The organism is Sphingomonas sp. BL-S-25, from assembly GCF_055521555.1.
In genome coordinates this window covers 1520786-1535119 of the sequence record NZ_CM145486.1, presented here as the reverse complement: position 1 = coordinate 1535119, position 14334 = coordinate 1520786, and the positions used below count along the sequence as shown (strand labels likewise).

11 protein-coding genes are annotated in these 14334 nt (G+C 59.7%); 3 read left to right on the top strand and 8 right to left on the bottom strand.

Annotated elements, in window-relative coordinates; translation table 11 throughout:
• Positions 1–84: 84 nt before the first annotated feature.
• The 3 genes from ACZ1H8_RS07500 to ACZ1H8_RS07490 all read left to right on the top strand — a co-directional run bounded on the left by ACZ1H8_RS07500 (position 85) and on the right by ACZ1H8_RS07490 (position 4965).
• A complete protein-coding gene (locus ACZ1H8_RS07500; protein ID WP_465180707.1) occupies positions 85–2667 on the top strand; it encodes a family 20 glycosylhydrolase in 2583 nt (860 codons plus the stop codon).
• Positions 2667–3479 carry a glycoside hydrolase family 16 protein gene (locus ACZ1H8_RS07495; protein ID WP_465180706.1) on the top strand — a complete coding sequence of 271 codons (813 nt, stop codon included), beginning with the start codon at positions 2667–2669 and terminating at the stop codon, positions 3477–3479. The genes ACZ1H8_RS07500 and ACZ1H8_RS07495 overlap by 1 nt, the downstream gene beginning before the upstream one ends.
• Positions 3480–3594: 115 nt before the next feature.
• Positions 3595–4965, top strand: coding sequence for an L-serine ammonia-lyase (locus tag ACZ1H8_RS07490; protein WP_465180705.1), 1371 nt, complete (start codon positions 3595–3597; stop codon positions 4963–4965).
• A gap of 210 nt (positions 4966–5175) precedes the next feature.
• On the opposite strand, the gene ACZ1H8_RS07485 is transcribed toward ACZ1H8_RS07490, so the two are convergent.
• From ACZ1H8_RS07485 to ACZ1H8_RS07450, 8 genes are all read right to left on the bottom strand, one after another.
• Positions 5176–5799, bottom strand: a complete 624-nt coding sequence (locus ACZ1H8_RS07485; RefSeq protein ID WP_465180704.1) for a hypothetical protein — start codon at positions 5797–5799, stop codon at positions 5176–5178.
• 146 nt (positions 5800–5945) lie between these two features.
• Positions 5946–6455, bottom strand: coding sequence for a D-glycero-alpha-D-manno-heptose-1,7-bisphosphate 7-phosphatase (locus ACZ1H8_RS07480; protein ID WP_465180703.1), 510 nt, complete (start codon positions 6453–6455; stop codon positions 5946–5948).
• A 7-nt stretch (positions 6456–6462) separates the two neighbouring features.
• Complete coding sequence (locus ACZ1H8_RS07475) at positions 6463–6957, bottom strand: adenylyltransferase/cytidyltransferase family protein (protein ID WP_465180702.1); 495 nt, start codon at positions 6955–6957, stop codon at positions 6463–6465.
• Entirely contained in the window at positions 6941–7942 is a 1002-nt protein-coding gene (rfaE1, locus tag ACZ1H8_RS07470; RefSeq protein WP_465180701.1) for a D-glycero-beta-D-manno-heptose-7-phosphate kinase, read from the bottom strand. Before rfaE1 ends, ACZ1H8_RS07475 begins: the two co-directional genes overlap by 17 nt.
• Entirely contained in the window at positions 7917–8522 is a 606-nt protein-coding gene (gmhA, locus tag ACZ1H8_RS07465) for a D-sedoheptulose 7-phosphate isomerase (protein ID WP_465180700.1), read from the bottom strand. Before gmhA ends, rfaE1 begins: the two co-directional genes overlap by 26 nt.
• A gap of 63 nt (positions 8523–8585) precedes the next feature.
• Complete coding sequence (locus ACZ1H8_RS07460; RefSeq protein WP_465180699.1) at positions 8586–9746, bottom strand: polysaccharide biosynthesis/export family protein; 1161 nt, start codon at positions 9744–9746, stop codon at positions 8586–8588.
• Positions 9747–9899: 153 nt separating this feature from the next.
• Positions 9900–11360: a glycosyltransferase gene (locus ACZ1H8_RS07455; protein WP_465180698.1), complete on the bottom strand. Its 1461-nt coding sequence runs from the start codon at positions 11358–11360 to the stop codon at positions 9900–9902.
• A gap of 78 nt (positions 11361–11438) precedes the next feature.
• Positions 11439–14210, bottom strand: a complete 2772-nt coding sequence (locus tag ACZ1H8_RS07450; protein ID WP_465181363.1) for a glycosyltransferase — start codon at positions 14208–14210, stop codon at positions 11439–11441.
• Between the last annotated feature and the right edge of the window lie 124 nt (positions 14211–14334).

Below are 14334 nucleotides of genomic sequence, written 5' to 3'. Positions count from 1 at the left end.
GGCATCTCTCGTGCTTGACCCGGCATAGTTGTCATGACAACATTAGTATCAACTACAGTCCAAATGACGCAAGGGGAGACGCGCATGGCATTCTGGGGATGGCGAAGCCTGACAGTGTTCCTCGCTGCGCCCGTGATGCTGGCGACGCTGCCGGCGGCCACCATGGCTGCCGAGTCTGCCCCCGGCGTACAGGCGGATTATGACCGTCTTGCGCGCGAGATGGGCGTCCGGCTGGAGGTGGTCGACAATCACCCCGCCAGCTGTCCCGCCGGGGCCGAGGGCTGTTTCCTCACCAATCTGAGCTTCACCATGCCCGCGCGCCTGCCCGCGGGGCTCGCGGCGGACGAGTTCGCCATCTATTTCAGCTTCGTCAATCGGCTGCCCGTTACCGAAAGCGACGTGTTCCAGCATCGGCTGATCAACGGCGACCTGTATCGCCTGACGCTGAAGCCCGGCGCGCGGCTGGAACCGGGCAAGCGTTACGACATCAAGCTATGGGGTCAGGGCGCCTGGCATTCGCAGGCCTTTGCGATGCCGAACCTCTATCTGGCCGCCAAGGGGGTCGAGGCGCGGGTGATCGACGCGACCCGGCCGGCGATCGACCGCGACACCGGCCGCGAATATCTCCCCTATGTCGCGCCGATGACCGACGAGGCGAAGCTGGCTTCGCGCGGCGGCGACGACAAGACCGTGTGGCAGACGCCCGAGCGCGCCTTTGCCGCCTTTGCCGAGCGTGGCGCGGTGACGCCCGCTGATATCGTCATCCTGCCCACCCCGGTCAGCGCGAAGCGACTGGGCGGCGCGGCGATCGACCTGCGCGGGGGAGTGGCGCCGGTGCTGAACGGAGTGGCCCGGACCGAGATCGCCGCGGCGCTCGACGCGCTGGCCGCTTCCGGGGTGCCGATGGCGGGGCGGGTGCCGATGGAGATTCGCGTCGACGCGGCAGCGGGGCTGGGCGCCGGGGCCTATCGGCTGACCGCGTCGAACGGGCGCATCGCCATCGTCGCGGGCGATGCCGCAGGCGCGAGCAACGCGATCCGCTCGCTGATCCAGCAGGCGCTGTTCGACCGGCGGATGCTGAAGCCGATCACGGTCGAGGATGCGCCGCGCTATGGTTTTCGCGGGCTGCATATCGACCTGGCGCGCAACTTCCACAGCAAGGAAGAGGTGCTGAAGCTCATCGAGGCGATGGCCGCGTACAAGTTCAACAAGCTCCACCTGCACTTGGCCGATGACGAGGGCTGGCGGCTGGAGATCAAGGCGCTGCCCGAACTGACCGAGGTGGGGTCGAAGCGCTGCCACGATCCGCAGGAACAGAAATGCCTGTTGCCGCAGCTTGGCGCCGGGCCGGAGGGGACCGGCGTGGTCAACGGCCATCTGACCCAGGCGGACTATATCGAGATCGTCCGCGCTGCGACCGCGCGACAGATCGAGGTGATCCCGTCGCTCGACATGCCGGGCCATTCGCGCGCGGCGATCCGGTCGATGGAGGTTCGCTACAACCAGCTGCTCGCCGCGGGGCGCAGGGCGGATGCCGAGGCCTACCGCCTGGTCGAGCCGGGCGACACCACCCGGTATCGCAGCATCCAGAATTACGACGACAACACGCTGAACGTCTGTCTCGACCAGACCTATCGCTTCCTCGACACGGCGGTGGGCGAGATCGCCGCGATGCACGTGGCGGCGGGCGCGCCGCTCAAGACCTTCCATATCGGTGCGGACGAAACCGCCGGCGCCTGGTCGCAGAGCCCGGCATGCAAGCCGCTGATGGCGAAGACCGGGCGCGACGCGAAGGCGCTGGGCGCCTATTTCATCGAGCGGGTGGCCGGCGATCTCGACCGGCGCGGGCTGAAGGTCGCGGGGTGGAGCGATGGCCTCGGCCATACCGACCCGAAGAACATGCCGAAATCGGTCCAGACCAACATCTGGGCGACCTTGTTCACCGGTGGCATCACCGAGGCTCATGTCCAGGCCAATCATGGCTGGGACGTGGTGCTGTCGGTGCCCGATATCGGCTATCTCGACATGCCCTATGTCCCGCACCCGCAGGAGGGCGGCTATGACTGGGCATCGCGCAGCGTCGACACGTTGCAGATCTTCGGCTTCATGACCGACAATCTGCCGGCCAATGGCGCGCTGATCCGCGATACCTATTCGCGGCCGCAGACGATCGAGGACAAGACGCCGCGCGATGCCGGGCGGCGCGTCACCGGGCTGCAGGCGCAGCTCTGGAGCGAGACCACGCGCACCGATGCCGGCGTCGATTACCAGCTGTTCCCGCGCCTGATCGCCTTTGCCGAGCGCGCCTGGCGCAAGCCGGGCTGGGAGCCGGCCTATGTCGCCGGCGCCAGCTATGGCCCGGGCGATGCCCGCGTCGATCGCGGCGCGATCCTGACCGACTGGCGTGGCTTTGCCGGGCGGATGCCGGTGCAGTTCGCGCTGCTCGACCGGCTGAAAATTGCCTATCGCATCACCCCGCCGGGCGCGCGCATCGCCAATGGCCGGCTGGAGGCGAACAGCGAATATCCGGGGATGGCGATCGAATATCGCACCGCCGGCGGCGCGTGGCGCGCCTATCGCGGGCCGGTGGCGGTGACGGGACCCGTGGAGTTGCGCAGCCGATCCGCGGACGGCAGCCGCGCCAGCCGCATCGTGACGGTGCGCTGATGCGGGTAGTGATCGGTGCGGCGCTGCTGGCGCTGGCAAGCCTCCCCGCCGCTGCGCAAGAGGCAGGGGACAAACCGGGTTATACGCTCGTCTGGGCCGACGAGTTCGACCGGGACGGCGCACCCGACCCGGCGCATTGGGTCCATGATACCCATGCCAACAAGACCGGCTGGTATAATGACGAGCTGCAATATTATTCGGCCGACCGACCGGAGAATGCGCGCGTCGAGGGCGGCCGGCTGATCATCGAGGCGCGCAAGGAGACTCTGTCCGATCGCCCCGATCATGGCGGCCAGCGCTACAGTTCGGCCCGGCTGATCACCAAGGGCAAGGCCGAATGGACCTATGGCCTGTACGAGATCCGCGCGAAGCTGCCCTGCGGCAAGGGATCCTGGCCGGCGATCTGGATGCTGGGCGCGACCGCCGGCTGGCCCGACGGCGGGGAGATCGACATCATGGAGCATGTCGGCAAGACGCCGGGCGACGTGTTCGGCACGATCCACAATCGATCGACCGCCGGCACTTTCGGCAAGAGCGGACAGCTGCGCGTGGCGGACGCGTGCGAGGCGTTCCACGATTACCAGATGCTGTGGACGCCCGACGCGATCAGCTTTGCGGTCGATGGCAAGCCCTATCACCGCTACGCCAACGACCGCAGCGGCGCGGCGCAGTGGCCGTTCGACAAGCCGCAATATCTGCTGCTGAACCTGGCGGTCGGCGGCGCGATGGGCGGCGAGGTCGACGACACGGTCTTCCCGATCCGGTTCGAGATCGAGCATGTGCGGGTGTATCAGCGCCTGGCGAAACCCTGATCCGTTACGGCGATCTGCCGCCGCGGCCGATCACTGGTGTCATTTGATACGAAAATGACTATCTGCCAGCCGACGGCGCGGCATGTGGCGCGTCCGGTGGTTCGGAGAGGCGTTGATGGTTGCGAGCACATTCGATCTGTTCAAGATCGGCGTGGGACCGTCGAGCTCGCATACCATGGGGCCGATGACCGCAGCCGCGGATTTCGCCGCGCGCACCGTTTCGCTGGACGTTGCCCGGGTCGAGGTGTCGCTGTTCGGATCGCTCGCGCTGACCGGCAAGGGGCACGCGACCGACCGGGCATTGCTGCTGGGCCTGGCGGGCCATGTGCCGGCGACGCTCGACCCCGATCTGGCCGAGGACGAGGTCGCGGTCATTCGCGAGTCCGGTCGGCTGATGCTGGGCGGGCGGACACAGATCGGGTTCGAAGAGGATCGCGACCTGAAGTTCCTCCAGCGCGAACGGCTGGATTTTCACTCCAACGCGATGCGTTTCGTCGCCTTCGATGCCGAGGGCGGCGAGCGCCTGCGCCGGGTCTATTATTCGGTCGGCGGCGGCGCGGTGCTCGACGAGGACCAGATCACCCGCAACGCCGCGCCCGAGGGCGGATGGGACGTGCCGCACGTCTTCCGCTCGGCCGCCGAACTGCTCGCCCATGCCGAGACCAGCGGCAAGAGCTTCGCCGAACTGATGCGCGAGAACGAGGAGGCGTCGCTGGCGCCCGAGGCGGTGTCCGAACGGCTGGGCCAGATCCGCGACGCGATGATGGCCTGTGTCGACCGCGGCCTGCGCGCCGAGACGATCGAGTTGCCCGGCGGCTTGCGCGTCCTGCGCCGCGCGCCGGGCATCCACCGCAAGCTGATCGAGCGGCAGGAGCGGGCGCTGAGCGATCCGCTGACGGTGATCGACTGGGTGAATCTATGGGCGCTGGCGGTGAACGAGGAGAATGCGGCGGGCGGACGCGTGGTCACGGCGCCGACCAATGGCGCCTCGGGAATCGTGCCGGCGGTGCTGCGCTATTATGAGCGGTTCGTGCCCTCGGCCAGCCGGCGCGGGTCGGAGGATTTCCTGCTGACCGCCGCGGCGATTGGGTCGCTGTTCAAGGAGAATGCGTCGATCTCCGGCGCCGAGGTCGGCTGTCAGGGCGAAGTGGGCGTCGCCTGCTCGATGGCGGCCGCAGGCTTGGCCGCGGCGCTGGGCGGCACCCCCGGCCAGGTCGAGAATGCCGCCGAGATCGGGATGGAGCATAATCTGGGCCTGACCTGCGATCCGGTCGGCGGGCTGGTCCAGGTGCCGTGCATCGAGCGCAATGCGGTGGGATCGATCAAGGCGATCGAGGCGGCTCGGCTGGCGATGCTGGGCGACGGCACCCACCGGGTGAGCCTCGACCAAGTGGTCGAGACGATGCACCGCACCGGACTCGATATGTCGGAACGCTACAAGGAAACGTCGCTGGGGGGGCTGGCGGTGAATGTGGTGGAGTGTTGAGGGAGGCGATTGGGCCAGTGAACCTACGCAATCACATGATATAGCGGCTGGGTGCTTGTCACGTCGATCGCGAGCGATCCACAAACGCCGCCATAACCGGTCGGGGCTTCCCACACCGCTCTACCGTGCTCCGCAGGATTCCCTCATATTACAAACTGAGAGTGAGTTTGCCGCGGTCAGAGGGCAACCTGCGCGCTTCAGAGTATAGGTTCAAGAAAAGGTGAAGTTCCCAAGGTAATAATCAGCTATCTCGCTATTGCACGGCATGTCAAGCGCTGTGGGAAACGTTAAATTAGACTCCTTGAACTCTCCCATATCTTTGCGTAATAATGTAACTTCGATCACATTCGGCACAGTGTAACCACCTATAATTGCAATTCCGCCATAGTTATTTCCGTGGACATGAACTAGATTGTGCGAAGCTGTAAGATTGTAAAGTGCATCTCGTACCATTAGATCTTCACGATTGCCAATGCGACATATGTCATGAAGCTCGATAACGATTTGCGAGAATTTTGACAAAGTAGCATTGGGAATCGATGCCAGAACTTCCCATTCAGCTGTTTCAATATCGCACTTAAGTACCATATTGTCGAAATTTTCGTGTTCATTTGCCACAATAAGATCAGTAATGCTTCGCATATGATCATGGCTCGTCGCGGCAATTCCTAGCTTCTCCCAATGAAATCTCGGGTTTTCAATTGGAAGGCCTTCGATAGTATGGTCATACTGAAAAATGTCTATGCCACGCTGGGACATGTTGTAATCCCAGGAAACATCGTCGTTGATGCCAAGCGAATATGCTGCCTGAACATCTTCGAACTTATCGATCATGATATAGCCGCCATCAAAGGGGCGCCCAACCCGGATCTTTTTCATTCCGATTGTGTCATAAGGCCGTAGCAGCGAAAGTAACGATCGGGCGGCGTAGCTTGACTGAATGGACTCAACAATAATCATACTAGCCTCGTATTTGTCGATTAGTCGATATGTTTCGATATCAGATCAGATAGGATTTTCTTTATTGTATCGGGACTGGAAACGTCGGCAGTAACAAGCCCAAAGTTGGCAATTCCAGCGCTTTGTGCTGCCTCTATATCGGACCGCTTGTCGCCAACCATCGCAGATCGCGCAAGGTCGATGCCATGCTCTCTCGCCGCTCGCAGGAACATGCCAGGTCGAGGCTTTCGGCAATCGCATCCAGCATCCGGCGCGTGGGGGCAATGATAGGTCGCGGTAAGGGGGCACCCTTCACTCGCAAACCGCGCAGCGATATGGGTTTCTAATGCATCATAATCAGCTTGGCTGAAATAGCCCCGCGCAATGCCTGACTGATTCGTCACGACAATCAGAGCGATGTCATTATTGACGGCTGGTCTGAGTGACTCAAAAATTCCCTTAATGGGCTCAAAATCGGCGGCAAGCCCGACATAGCCGTGGTCAATGTTGAGTACCCCATCGCGATCTAAAAATAGCGCGGGGCGGTTCACTGGTCGGTCATCCCGCACTGGTGCGAATGCGCTGCAACAGCGCGGTCGTGGAATAGCCTTTTCGGAAACTAATAGATTTTGCCTGCCCTCCATAGGTAGCAAGAAATTTGGACTCCTGAAGACTTTCGATATCGTAGTCGCCGCCCTTCACATATAGGTCGGGTCGTACCTCATGGAGTAATTCCATCGGGGTGGGCTCATCGAAGAACGTGACAAGGCTGACAGATGCAAGCGCAGCAATCATTGTCGCGCGATCGAGTTCAGAGTTAATCGGTCGATCTGATCCTTTACCAAGCATTCTGACGGAAAGGTCGCTATTAAGCGCTACCAATAGCGAGCCACCTAGTGCCCGCGCTGATTCAAGATATTCCACATGCCCGCGATGCAGAATATCGAAGACGCCATTGGTAAATACCAGTGGGCGACGAAGTTGTGTCAGTGCAGCCAGTAGGTCTGCGCGGGTGATGATCCTGTCTGCGATGGCCTCACCCTTGGCTGTCATGAACCGCCCCTTCTCGATCTGCATTGTCCAAGAATCGCTCGATTTCCTCGAAGTGGACAACAGACGTTCCAAGTTTACCCACCGCGACGCCGCCGGCGGCATTCGCGAAGGTTACAGCGTTTTCCCAGTCCACGTCGCAGCCGCGCATTATTGCTAGCGCAGCGATGACAGTGTCGCCTGCACCCGATACGTCGAACACCTCTTGAGCGCGAGTGTGCTGATGGAAGGTGCCTGTGGGTGAATAGAGCTTCATGCCCTGTTCGCTCATCGTTAGAACGAGCGCATCCAGGCACAGTTCGGCGCGAAGCCGCTCGGCCTTCGCATCGAGATCATCGGCTGACGACCAAGTGCCGACGGCTTCGGCCAGTTCGGCACGATTGGGCGTTATCAACGTTGCACCTGCGTAGCGAGAATAGTCGCGGCCTTTCGGATCGACCAAAACTGCCTTGCCGAGCTTGCGCGCGGCCGCGATCAGATCTGTGACCCGGACCAGAGAACCCTTGCCGTAATCCGAAAGCACGACAATGTCCGATTCGCGGAGCAGGCGTTCGTACTCGGCCTGCTTGGCCCGGAGAGTTTCTGCGGACGGAAATTCCTCAAAATCCACACGTAGCATCTGTTGATTCTGACCAATAACGCGCAGCTTCAGCGTCGTGCGAATGGCGGGGTCGACGTTCAGATGGTGGCCAACGCCTGCCTCGTCGAGTGTGGCGCGAAGGCGTTCGGCGGTTCTATCCGCCCCTACTACAGCAAGCAGGGTCGCCTTTGCACCCATCGCGACGATATTGCGGGCAACGTTTGCAGCGCCGCCCGGGCGTTCCTCGCTGCGGGAGACATGAACCACAGGTACCGGCGCCTCGGGCGAGATGCGCCGCACGTCACCAAACCAGTACTCGTCCAACATGACGTCGCCGACTACCAGAACCGACAAATTTGCAATTTGTCGGCGCAATTCGGGATCAACCATTGGGGCCGACAACATCATGCGCCGGGACCGGGCGGAAAGCCTCGTCGAGATATGCGCACAGCGCATGATAGACCAATAGATGCGCAGTCTGGATACGATCGGTTTCCGGCAGCGGAACGGTAATCGCGAAGTCGCTCAGCGGGGCTAGTTTGCCGCCGTCGCGTCCAAGAAGTCCGAGCGTGGTGGCGCCGATCTTCCGCGCGGCCTCGAAGGCGCGCACGACGTTGGCGGAGTTTCCCGAGGTCGATATTCCCCAGACAACGTCACCGGGGCGGGCCAAGGCTTCGACCTGGCGACTGAACACGGTCTCGTAGGAATAGTCGTTGCTCCAGGCAGTCAGGATCGAACTGTCGGTGGACAATGCGATAGCGGCGAGGCCAGGGCGCTCAACCTTGTACCGGCCGACAAGTTCAGCGGCTATATGCTGAGCATCTGCTGCCGATCCCCCATTGCCCATGATAAGCACCTTGCCACCGTTGCGGAGTGCGTTGGCGAGGTGATTGGCCACCGGGTTGATCCCGTCGAGGAAGTCTTGGGTCATGACTGCTTGCAGCGCAGTGAGTGTGCCGCCGATTTCGGCGCCGATCGAGAAGGTCACGTCTTTCTCCAAATGTCCGACCCCAGCTGGATCGCCGAAGCGACCGGCCGGAGTCCGGATCTTTCACCGGGTTACGGTTAGGGTGGTAGCCACCGGCAACAGGGTCGAATAGATCACGTTGATGAACTTCTGAAAATCCGCCAGCGGTGCATTCGAAACATAGAGGACGTCGCGATCCTGGATCGGAAACCCTTGCGCGACGAAGAACGTTGCTGGATCCTTCATGTTGAACCGATAAATGACCGGAACCTTGCCGTCCGGGGTGAGCCGGGCGGTTGCCTGTTGCTCGGGCAGGAGGGAAGCCGGATCCTCAAGGCGGAATAGAAACACACCTTTCACGTCGGCGCGCGCATCCTGCAGCCCTGACACCCGTCCCAATGCCTGGGCGAGTGACAGGCCGTTGGCTTCGAACGGAACTTCCTCGTTGCGATTGGTCGCGCCCAAGGCAACGAAGCTGAACGGCTGAAACAGGACCGTCATCACGTCGTCAGGTTGAAGGATCACGTTCTGACGCGGATCTCGGATGACTGACTCGAGCGGCATCGCCGATGTCTGCGCGCCGCGGGTGATGCGAACCATGGTTTTGTTGATCGCCTGCCGCGCACCGCCCGCGCTTGCTAGCACGTCCAGAACGCGTTCTCCTCTCGGTGTCAAAGGCACCCGAGTGCTGCCGCCGACGTCTCCGACAACGGTAACTGCGGCAGCAGCGTTGCGAACCAGGCGAATGATCGTTTGGGGCTGATGTGCTTTACCCCTCAGGCGCGCCGTTATTTCGCGCGCGATGTCCTGCGGGGTGCGGTCGGCAGCTTGCACGCTGCCGACAAATGGGATCACGATGCGTCCGTCGCTGTCGACCATTTGCTCCGGCAAGGAAGTGCCACGCGCGGTCGCTCCTGAAGACGTTAGGCGAGGGTCCCCACCGATCGCACCGAACAGCGCAGCAGGGGGCGCCTCCCAAATCGTGATATCGAGCACATCGCCCCGACCGATACTGGCGCCGATCGCCCGTCCCTCGCCGAGGCTCTGAGAGAACAGATCCTTGTGGGTCCGGGCAATCAGATTGCGAGCCACCGCGTCCGTTACATCAACGACTTTGATGTCGAAGCCGTTGCGGTCGAGCCCTGAGGCGTTCGCGATGCTACGCGCGGAAGGGCCGCTGGAAGGCGCAATCGCGCAAGCGGAAACCGCGAATACAAGGCATGCGCTCGCCATTGCCTTAATCACGGATCTGGACATTATTTTCATAACTGGTTCACGCAATTACTTAATCTGCTGCAGATATGTTTTTTCGGCACTTGCCAATGAGGTGCTATGGCGCAACGCTTGGCGGCAAGCAAGGAATCCAATCTCGCCCTAGCGGTCATCCGTCGGGTTAGTCTAACGCTTAGTCGGAGGGGCGAAAAGGCGCCGAGCAACGCGCTTCGGAAGGCTGAACATGGCGGTGACACCGAGCGAGTGCAGGGCGGACCAAAGCCGACCGGTAAAGACAACCCCGGCAACCGTCGGAAATGCGTCAGCGATCCATGCCCGGGGCATGAGATATCGGTCAGACCACCGTCCGTCCGCCAGCGCCTCCCCCTCACCGATCATCGGGTGCCGCATGTTGCCGAGTGCGACGTAGATCTGCGGCGTCGCTTTAGGCGCGGCGGGCACGGCCACGCTCTGTTCATAGAATTCGACCAGCCGCTCGGCGAGTCGGTCGTGGCTTTGATCCTCCACGCGGCGGCGGCCGACCAGCCCGGCCTCTCGTCGCCATTCCGGGTTGGCAGCGCACCGCGCCAGCATATCGGCAAGGCCTTGCGCATCGCCCGCATTGAACATCAATCCATTGCGGCCATGCTCAATCAACTCGGGGATTCCGCCCCTACGTGACGCGACGATCGGCAGGCCTGCCGCCATCGCTTCCATCAAGCATACTGGCTGATTCTCATCCCAGAGCGAAGGCAGTACCACCACGTCGCTCTCGGCGTAAACTGCTGGCATGGCCGAGGGGGGCTTCTTCCCGGGCAGGCTAACCTGCGAGCGAAGCCCGCTCGCCGCTATTTGAGCGCGATAGGCGCGCTCCTCCGGGCCTTCCCCAACCAGCGTCAAATGGGGCGCTGGTGCTTTGGGAGGAAGTAGCGAGGGCAGCACGGCTAGCGCTTGCAAGAGAGTTGCCACACCTTTGTGGACACCGAAATGACCTGCGAAGGTGATCCGCAGCGGGTCTGTCAATTTGCGGGCGTGCCGTGCCGGCTGAAATAGACTAGTGTCTATTCCATTAGGCAATACGCTTATTCGCTCCGCTGCGAAATCGTTGCGCTTGTAAGCTTCGGCGAGAAATTCGCTCGGCGCGAGGAACCGGTCGATATGGTCCATGGCGACGCGCAAGAAATCCTTCCGAAATCGTATCGGGATATGGCGGCGTTGACCATCATGTATGCGAGGCAAGCAAAAGCGACACTGCGTAGAGTCGTCGCATACTTTACCATCCGAACGAACTGCCGTGTTTCTAAGGCAGAAGCCCCAAAAGTCGTGCAGCGTGCAGACAGTTTTAGCTTTATGCTGCTTCGCCAATATTGGTAGTTTTGCCGAAAGGCCAGTAAGATTATGAAAATGAACGATGTCTGGCCTGATTTCGTGCAGCGTTCTGACGAAATGATCCTCGATCATCGAATCCATAAAATTCAGATGTTCAGGGCTAAAATTGGATGGAGTTGTCGTTACGCCAACAACCCTTATTCCTTCAAATTCCTGATCAAATTGTCTGCGCGGCTCTAAATCGTGACTGAATTTACCAGCGAACGCGGTTACTTGATGGCCAAGTTTTGCAAGTGCTTTGCCTTGCTCATGTGCCATTAGTTCCGCCCCCCCCATAAAATGGGGGGGGTAGACGTTACTACAAATTAAAATTCGCATAATAGCATCAAGAAAACATTAGTCCGAGAAAGTGCTTGCAATTCTTTTCGCAAAACCTGAACCGTCAAAAGCAATGCAATACTTATACCCAGCGACGCAGTGATCGAAATGCTGCCGCTCCTGATAATTACACGGCGCACAACTGGGATGGTTCGCAACAACCTTCGGGTTGGCGCCGGGGTGTACAATGCTTTCCCGCATATCTCTGCTGAGAACCAACGTAAAGTCGTCTCGCATAAGTTGGGCGAGGTGAGAACTAAAGCTATCAGTGGTCAGAAGATTCTTTGAATACTTTATGATGCGAAATGTATCTATGATATCGCCAATATTATAAGTAACGACGCCGTTTTGTTCAAAATCTCCTTTCCACGCGCTGTCATCTTGCACATAGGGTACAAAGAAATCTTTTCCAAGGGTCGTGTTGATTTGCTTATATACAGCCGGAGGAATGGTCTGAAAGGATTTACCTGCAGGAAAGGCGGCATTGCCACAGTATATTTCACGATCGCAATCAGGGGTAACCTCGTCAATATAGGTCGAGACGACGCGCCGCAGGCTGTCCAGCGATTGTTTCATCTGGGCCAGGAAGATGGTGGGATAAATACCATGATGCGCCGCTACAGGCTGCCATACGCGAAAACCGATGTAGGACGGGGTGGCATCCATCCAGCTGCGCCGGCGATAGAGGAGCCGTTCCGAGATCGACAGTCTTAGACGTGCGCTCCATGAGCGATCGGCGCCGTGTCGCGGAAACGACTTTTGAAGGTCAACAGCTTCCACCCAGTTCATCCGCCAATCACGGCCAATATAGGTACGCCACCATTCACCAAATCCATTGGGAGGCAGCGGAGAATAAACTGGGCTAATTTGGCGCGAGGGATGCCCGCGCTGCGCAATCAAACCGAATTTTGAGAAAATTCTAGAGCACAAACCGGTCAGGACGGGCGGAACATGGATCACACAGCCTGGAGCGCAAAGTGGTACGCCGTTCTCTAGCAACGTATAGAGGCCCGACCAGATCATCAGATTGTCGCCCAGACCTACATGCGATAGATCGATCATCCGAAGCGCTGATGCTGAGGTCTTCGGTTTCTCAATAGCTTTTCGAACTACTCCATAAGGCGCGGCAACAACGCGTGCCGCCTTTACAAGCTTGCGGGTCGTCCGCGTGCGTGGCGGTTCGACCGGGGCTTGGCTAGGAAGGTAGGGCAATGGGGTCTCGACGTTATTCGGCCCGTAGAGGCTCAGCATTTTCTCGCCCAGCATTCGGACCAAGATGCGATATGTTTGCTCTCCGTCCCCGGTTGGAAACGCGGCCTGCGCTTGTTCGACAGGCGGGGCTCCAGCGCCGATGCGATCGAAAATGTCCTTCCAGCTGGCATCTAGGTCAATCGCTATTTCTTCGACCACGGATCGAGCTTCGGCTCCGAGGGTAAGCCGAAGCTTGGTATCGCGCAGCATCTCGATCACAGAATCTGCCAGCTTCTGAATATTCTTCTGCTCGACGACTCGATGTCCGCGGCCGCTGCGTAGAAACTCTAGATGGGGTAAGTCATAGAGAACCGACGGAACCCCGTGCGACCAGACCTCGCTCAAGACCATGGGGTAACCTTCGAACTCCGAGGTCATTACGTGCACGGCTGCACGTGAGATATAGCGATCGACTTCCGTAGTGTAGCCGACAAACTCGATTCTCTCTCCAATGCCGAGCGCGTTTGCATATTCCCGAGCCCATTCGAGGTCGGGGCCGCCACCCACGATCAGCAACTTTGCGTCGGGGATTTCAGCTAGGACAAACGGGAACATCAGGATGACGTGGTCAATACGCTTTTGATGACGCTCCGCGCGCGCTAGCCATAGAATCGTGCTTCCTTCAAGCGAGGCTGTCCGATCGGGCAGTGCATCGAAAGTTAGCGGATTATGTACCATCCTGGCCGGAGCATTCCAGCTCTCGAACCAACGTTGATCGACCCGGCTTAGAACGGCAATCAGTTCTGCATGACGGTAGCCAAGGTATCGTAGATATGCGTTTCCAAGGTCATCGGGATTATGGATGCCGGCGTCGAACGAATTGTGCCAGCCCACAATGGTAGGAATGCCGAGACTGCGAGCAATCAGCACGTCCCACACCGAGGACACTTCATACCACTGATTCGTAACGAATAGATCGACCTGTTCGCTACTCAATATTCCGGCAAGGATGCGGCCACGCAAAATGTATGATCGACCGTGATCGTCATGCATCATCCGTTCGGGAATTACGAAGCGCTTGACCTTTCCATAGTGGTAGTCTTCGAGCGGGCGAGGTTCTTCATCCGTGATGAGAATAACCTCGTAACCCATCTTGCTCCACATAAGCGCCTGGCGGGCTGTAACGCGCTCAGTACCGCCATTATTCATGCGCCAATAGTATAGAGCAATCTTCTTTACAGGCCGATAGTGGATAGGCGCGAGATCCGCGCGTTGGCTGAGCTGTTTGAGAAAAGCCGGATCGCGAAAATGCCGCGTGCTGGATTCCAAAATATAAGAGCATGGGTCCAAGTCCTTAGCCTGACTGTAGCTGGACGCCCCAGATTCGTCGCCTATAGTCGCACGTTGACGAACGCGTGGCTTGGCGTTGCGCTTTTGGTACTCTTCGGAACCTATAAACGCCTTCACGATGTCGCTGGGATTTCCGTGCCGCCGCAACGCTGCTGAGTGAGCAACAAGCCCTTCATCGTCTGGTTCACGTCCAAGCAATGTCCGGTACATCAGCGTAACGTATTCTTCAGGTGAAAAGGTCGAAGGCATCACGCCGTTAGTTCTCCGCCGATACAGTTAAGGGGCGCCCTGGGGCGCCGGCCGCCTCATAGGCCCTTCGTGGATTGCCTGCTACGCTTTGTCCAGCATGCGATTTAGCCGGTGCGCCGTACGG

Excerpts from the sequence above, each read along its gene's own strand:
- ACZ1H8_RS07495 (WP_465180706.1), top strand. The coding sequence starts at position 2,667 with ATGCGGGTAGTGATCGGTGCGGCGCTGCTGGCGCTGGCAAGCCTCCCC.
- ACZ1H8_RS07490 (WP_465180705.1), top strand. The coding sequence starts at position 3,595 with ATGGTTGCGAGCACATTCGATCTGTTCAAGATCGGCGTGGGACCGTCG.
- rfaE1 (WP_465180701.1), bottom strand. The coding sequence starts at position 7,942 with ATGATGTTGTCGGCCCCAATGGTTGATCCCGAATTGCGCCGACAAATT.
- ACZ1H8_RS07485 (WP_465180704.1), bottom strand. The coding sequence starts at position 5,799 with ATGATCGATAAGTTCGAAGATGTTCAGGCAGCATATTCGCTTGGCATC.
- ACZ1H8_RS07500 (WP_465180707.1), top strand. The coding sequence starts at position 85 with ATGGCATTCTGGGGATGGCGAAGCCTGACAGTGTTCCTCGCTGCGCCC.
- ACZ1H8_RS07455 (WP_465180698.1), bottom strand. The coding sequence starts at position 11,360 with ATGGCACATGAGCAAGGCAAAGCACTTGCAAAACTTGGCCATCAAGTA.
- ACZ1H8_RS07450 (WP_465181363.1), bottom strand. The coding sequence starts at position 14,210 with ATGCCTTCGACCTTTTCACCTGAAGAATACGTTACGCTGATGTACCGG.
- ACZ1H8_RS07475 (WP_465180702.1), bottom strand. The coding sequence starts at position 6,957 with ATGACAGCCAAGGGTGAGGCCATCGCAGACAGGATCATCACCCGCGCA.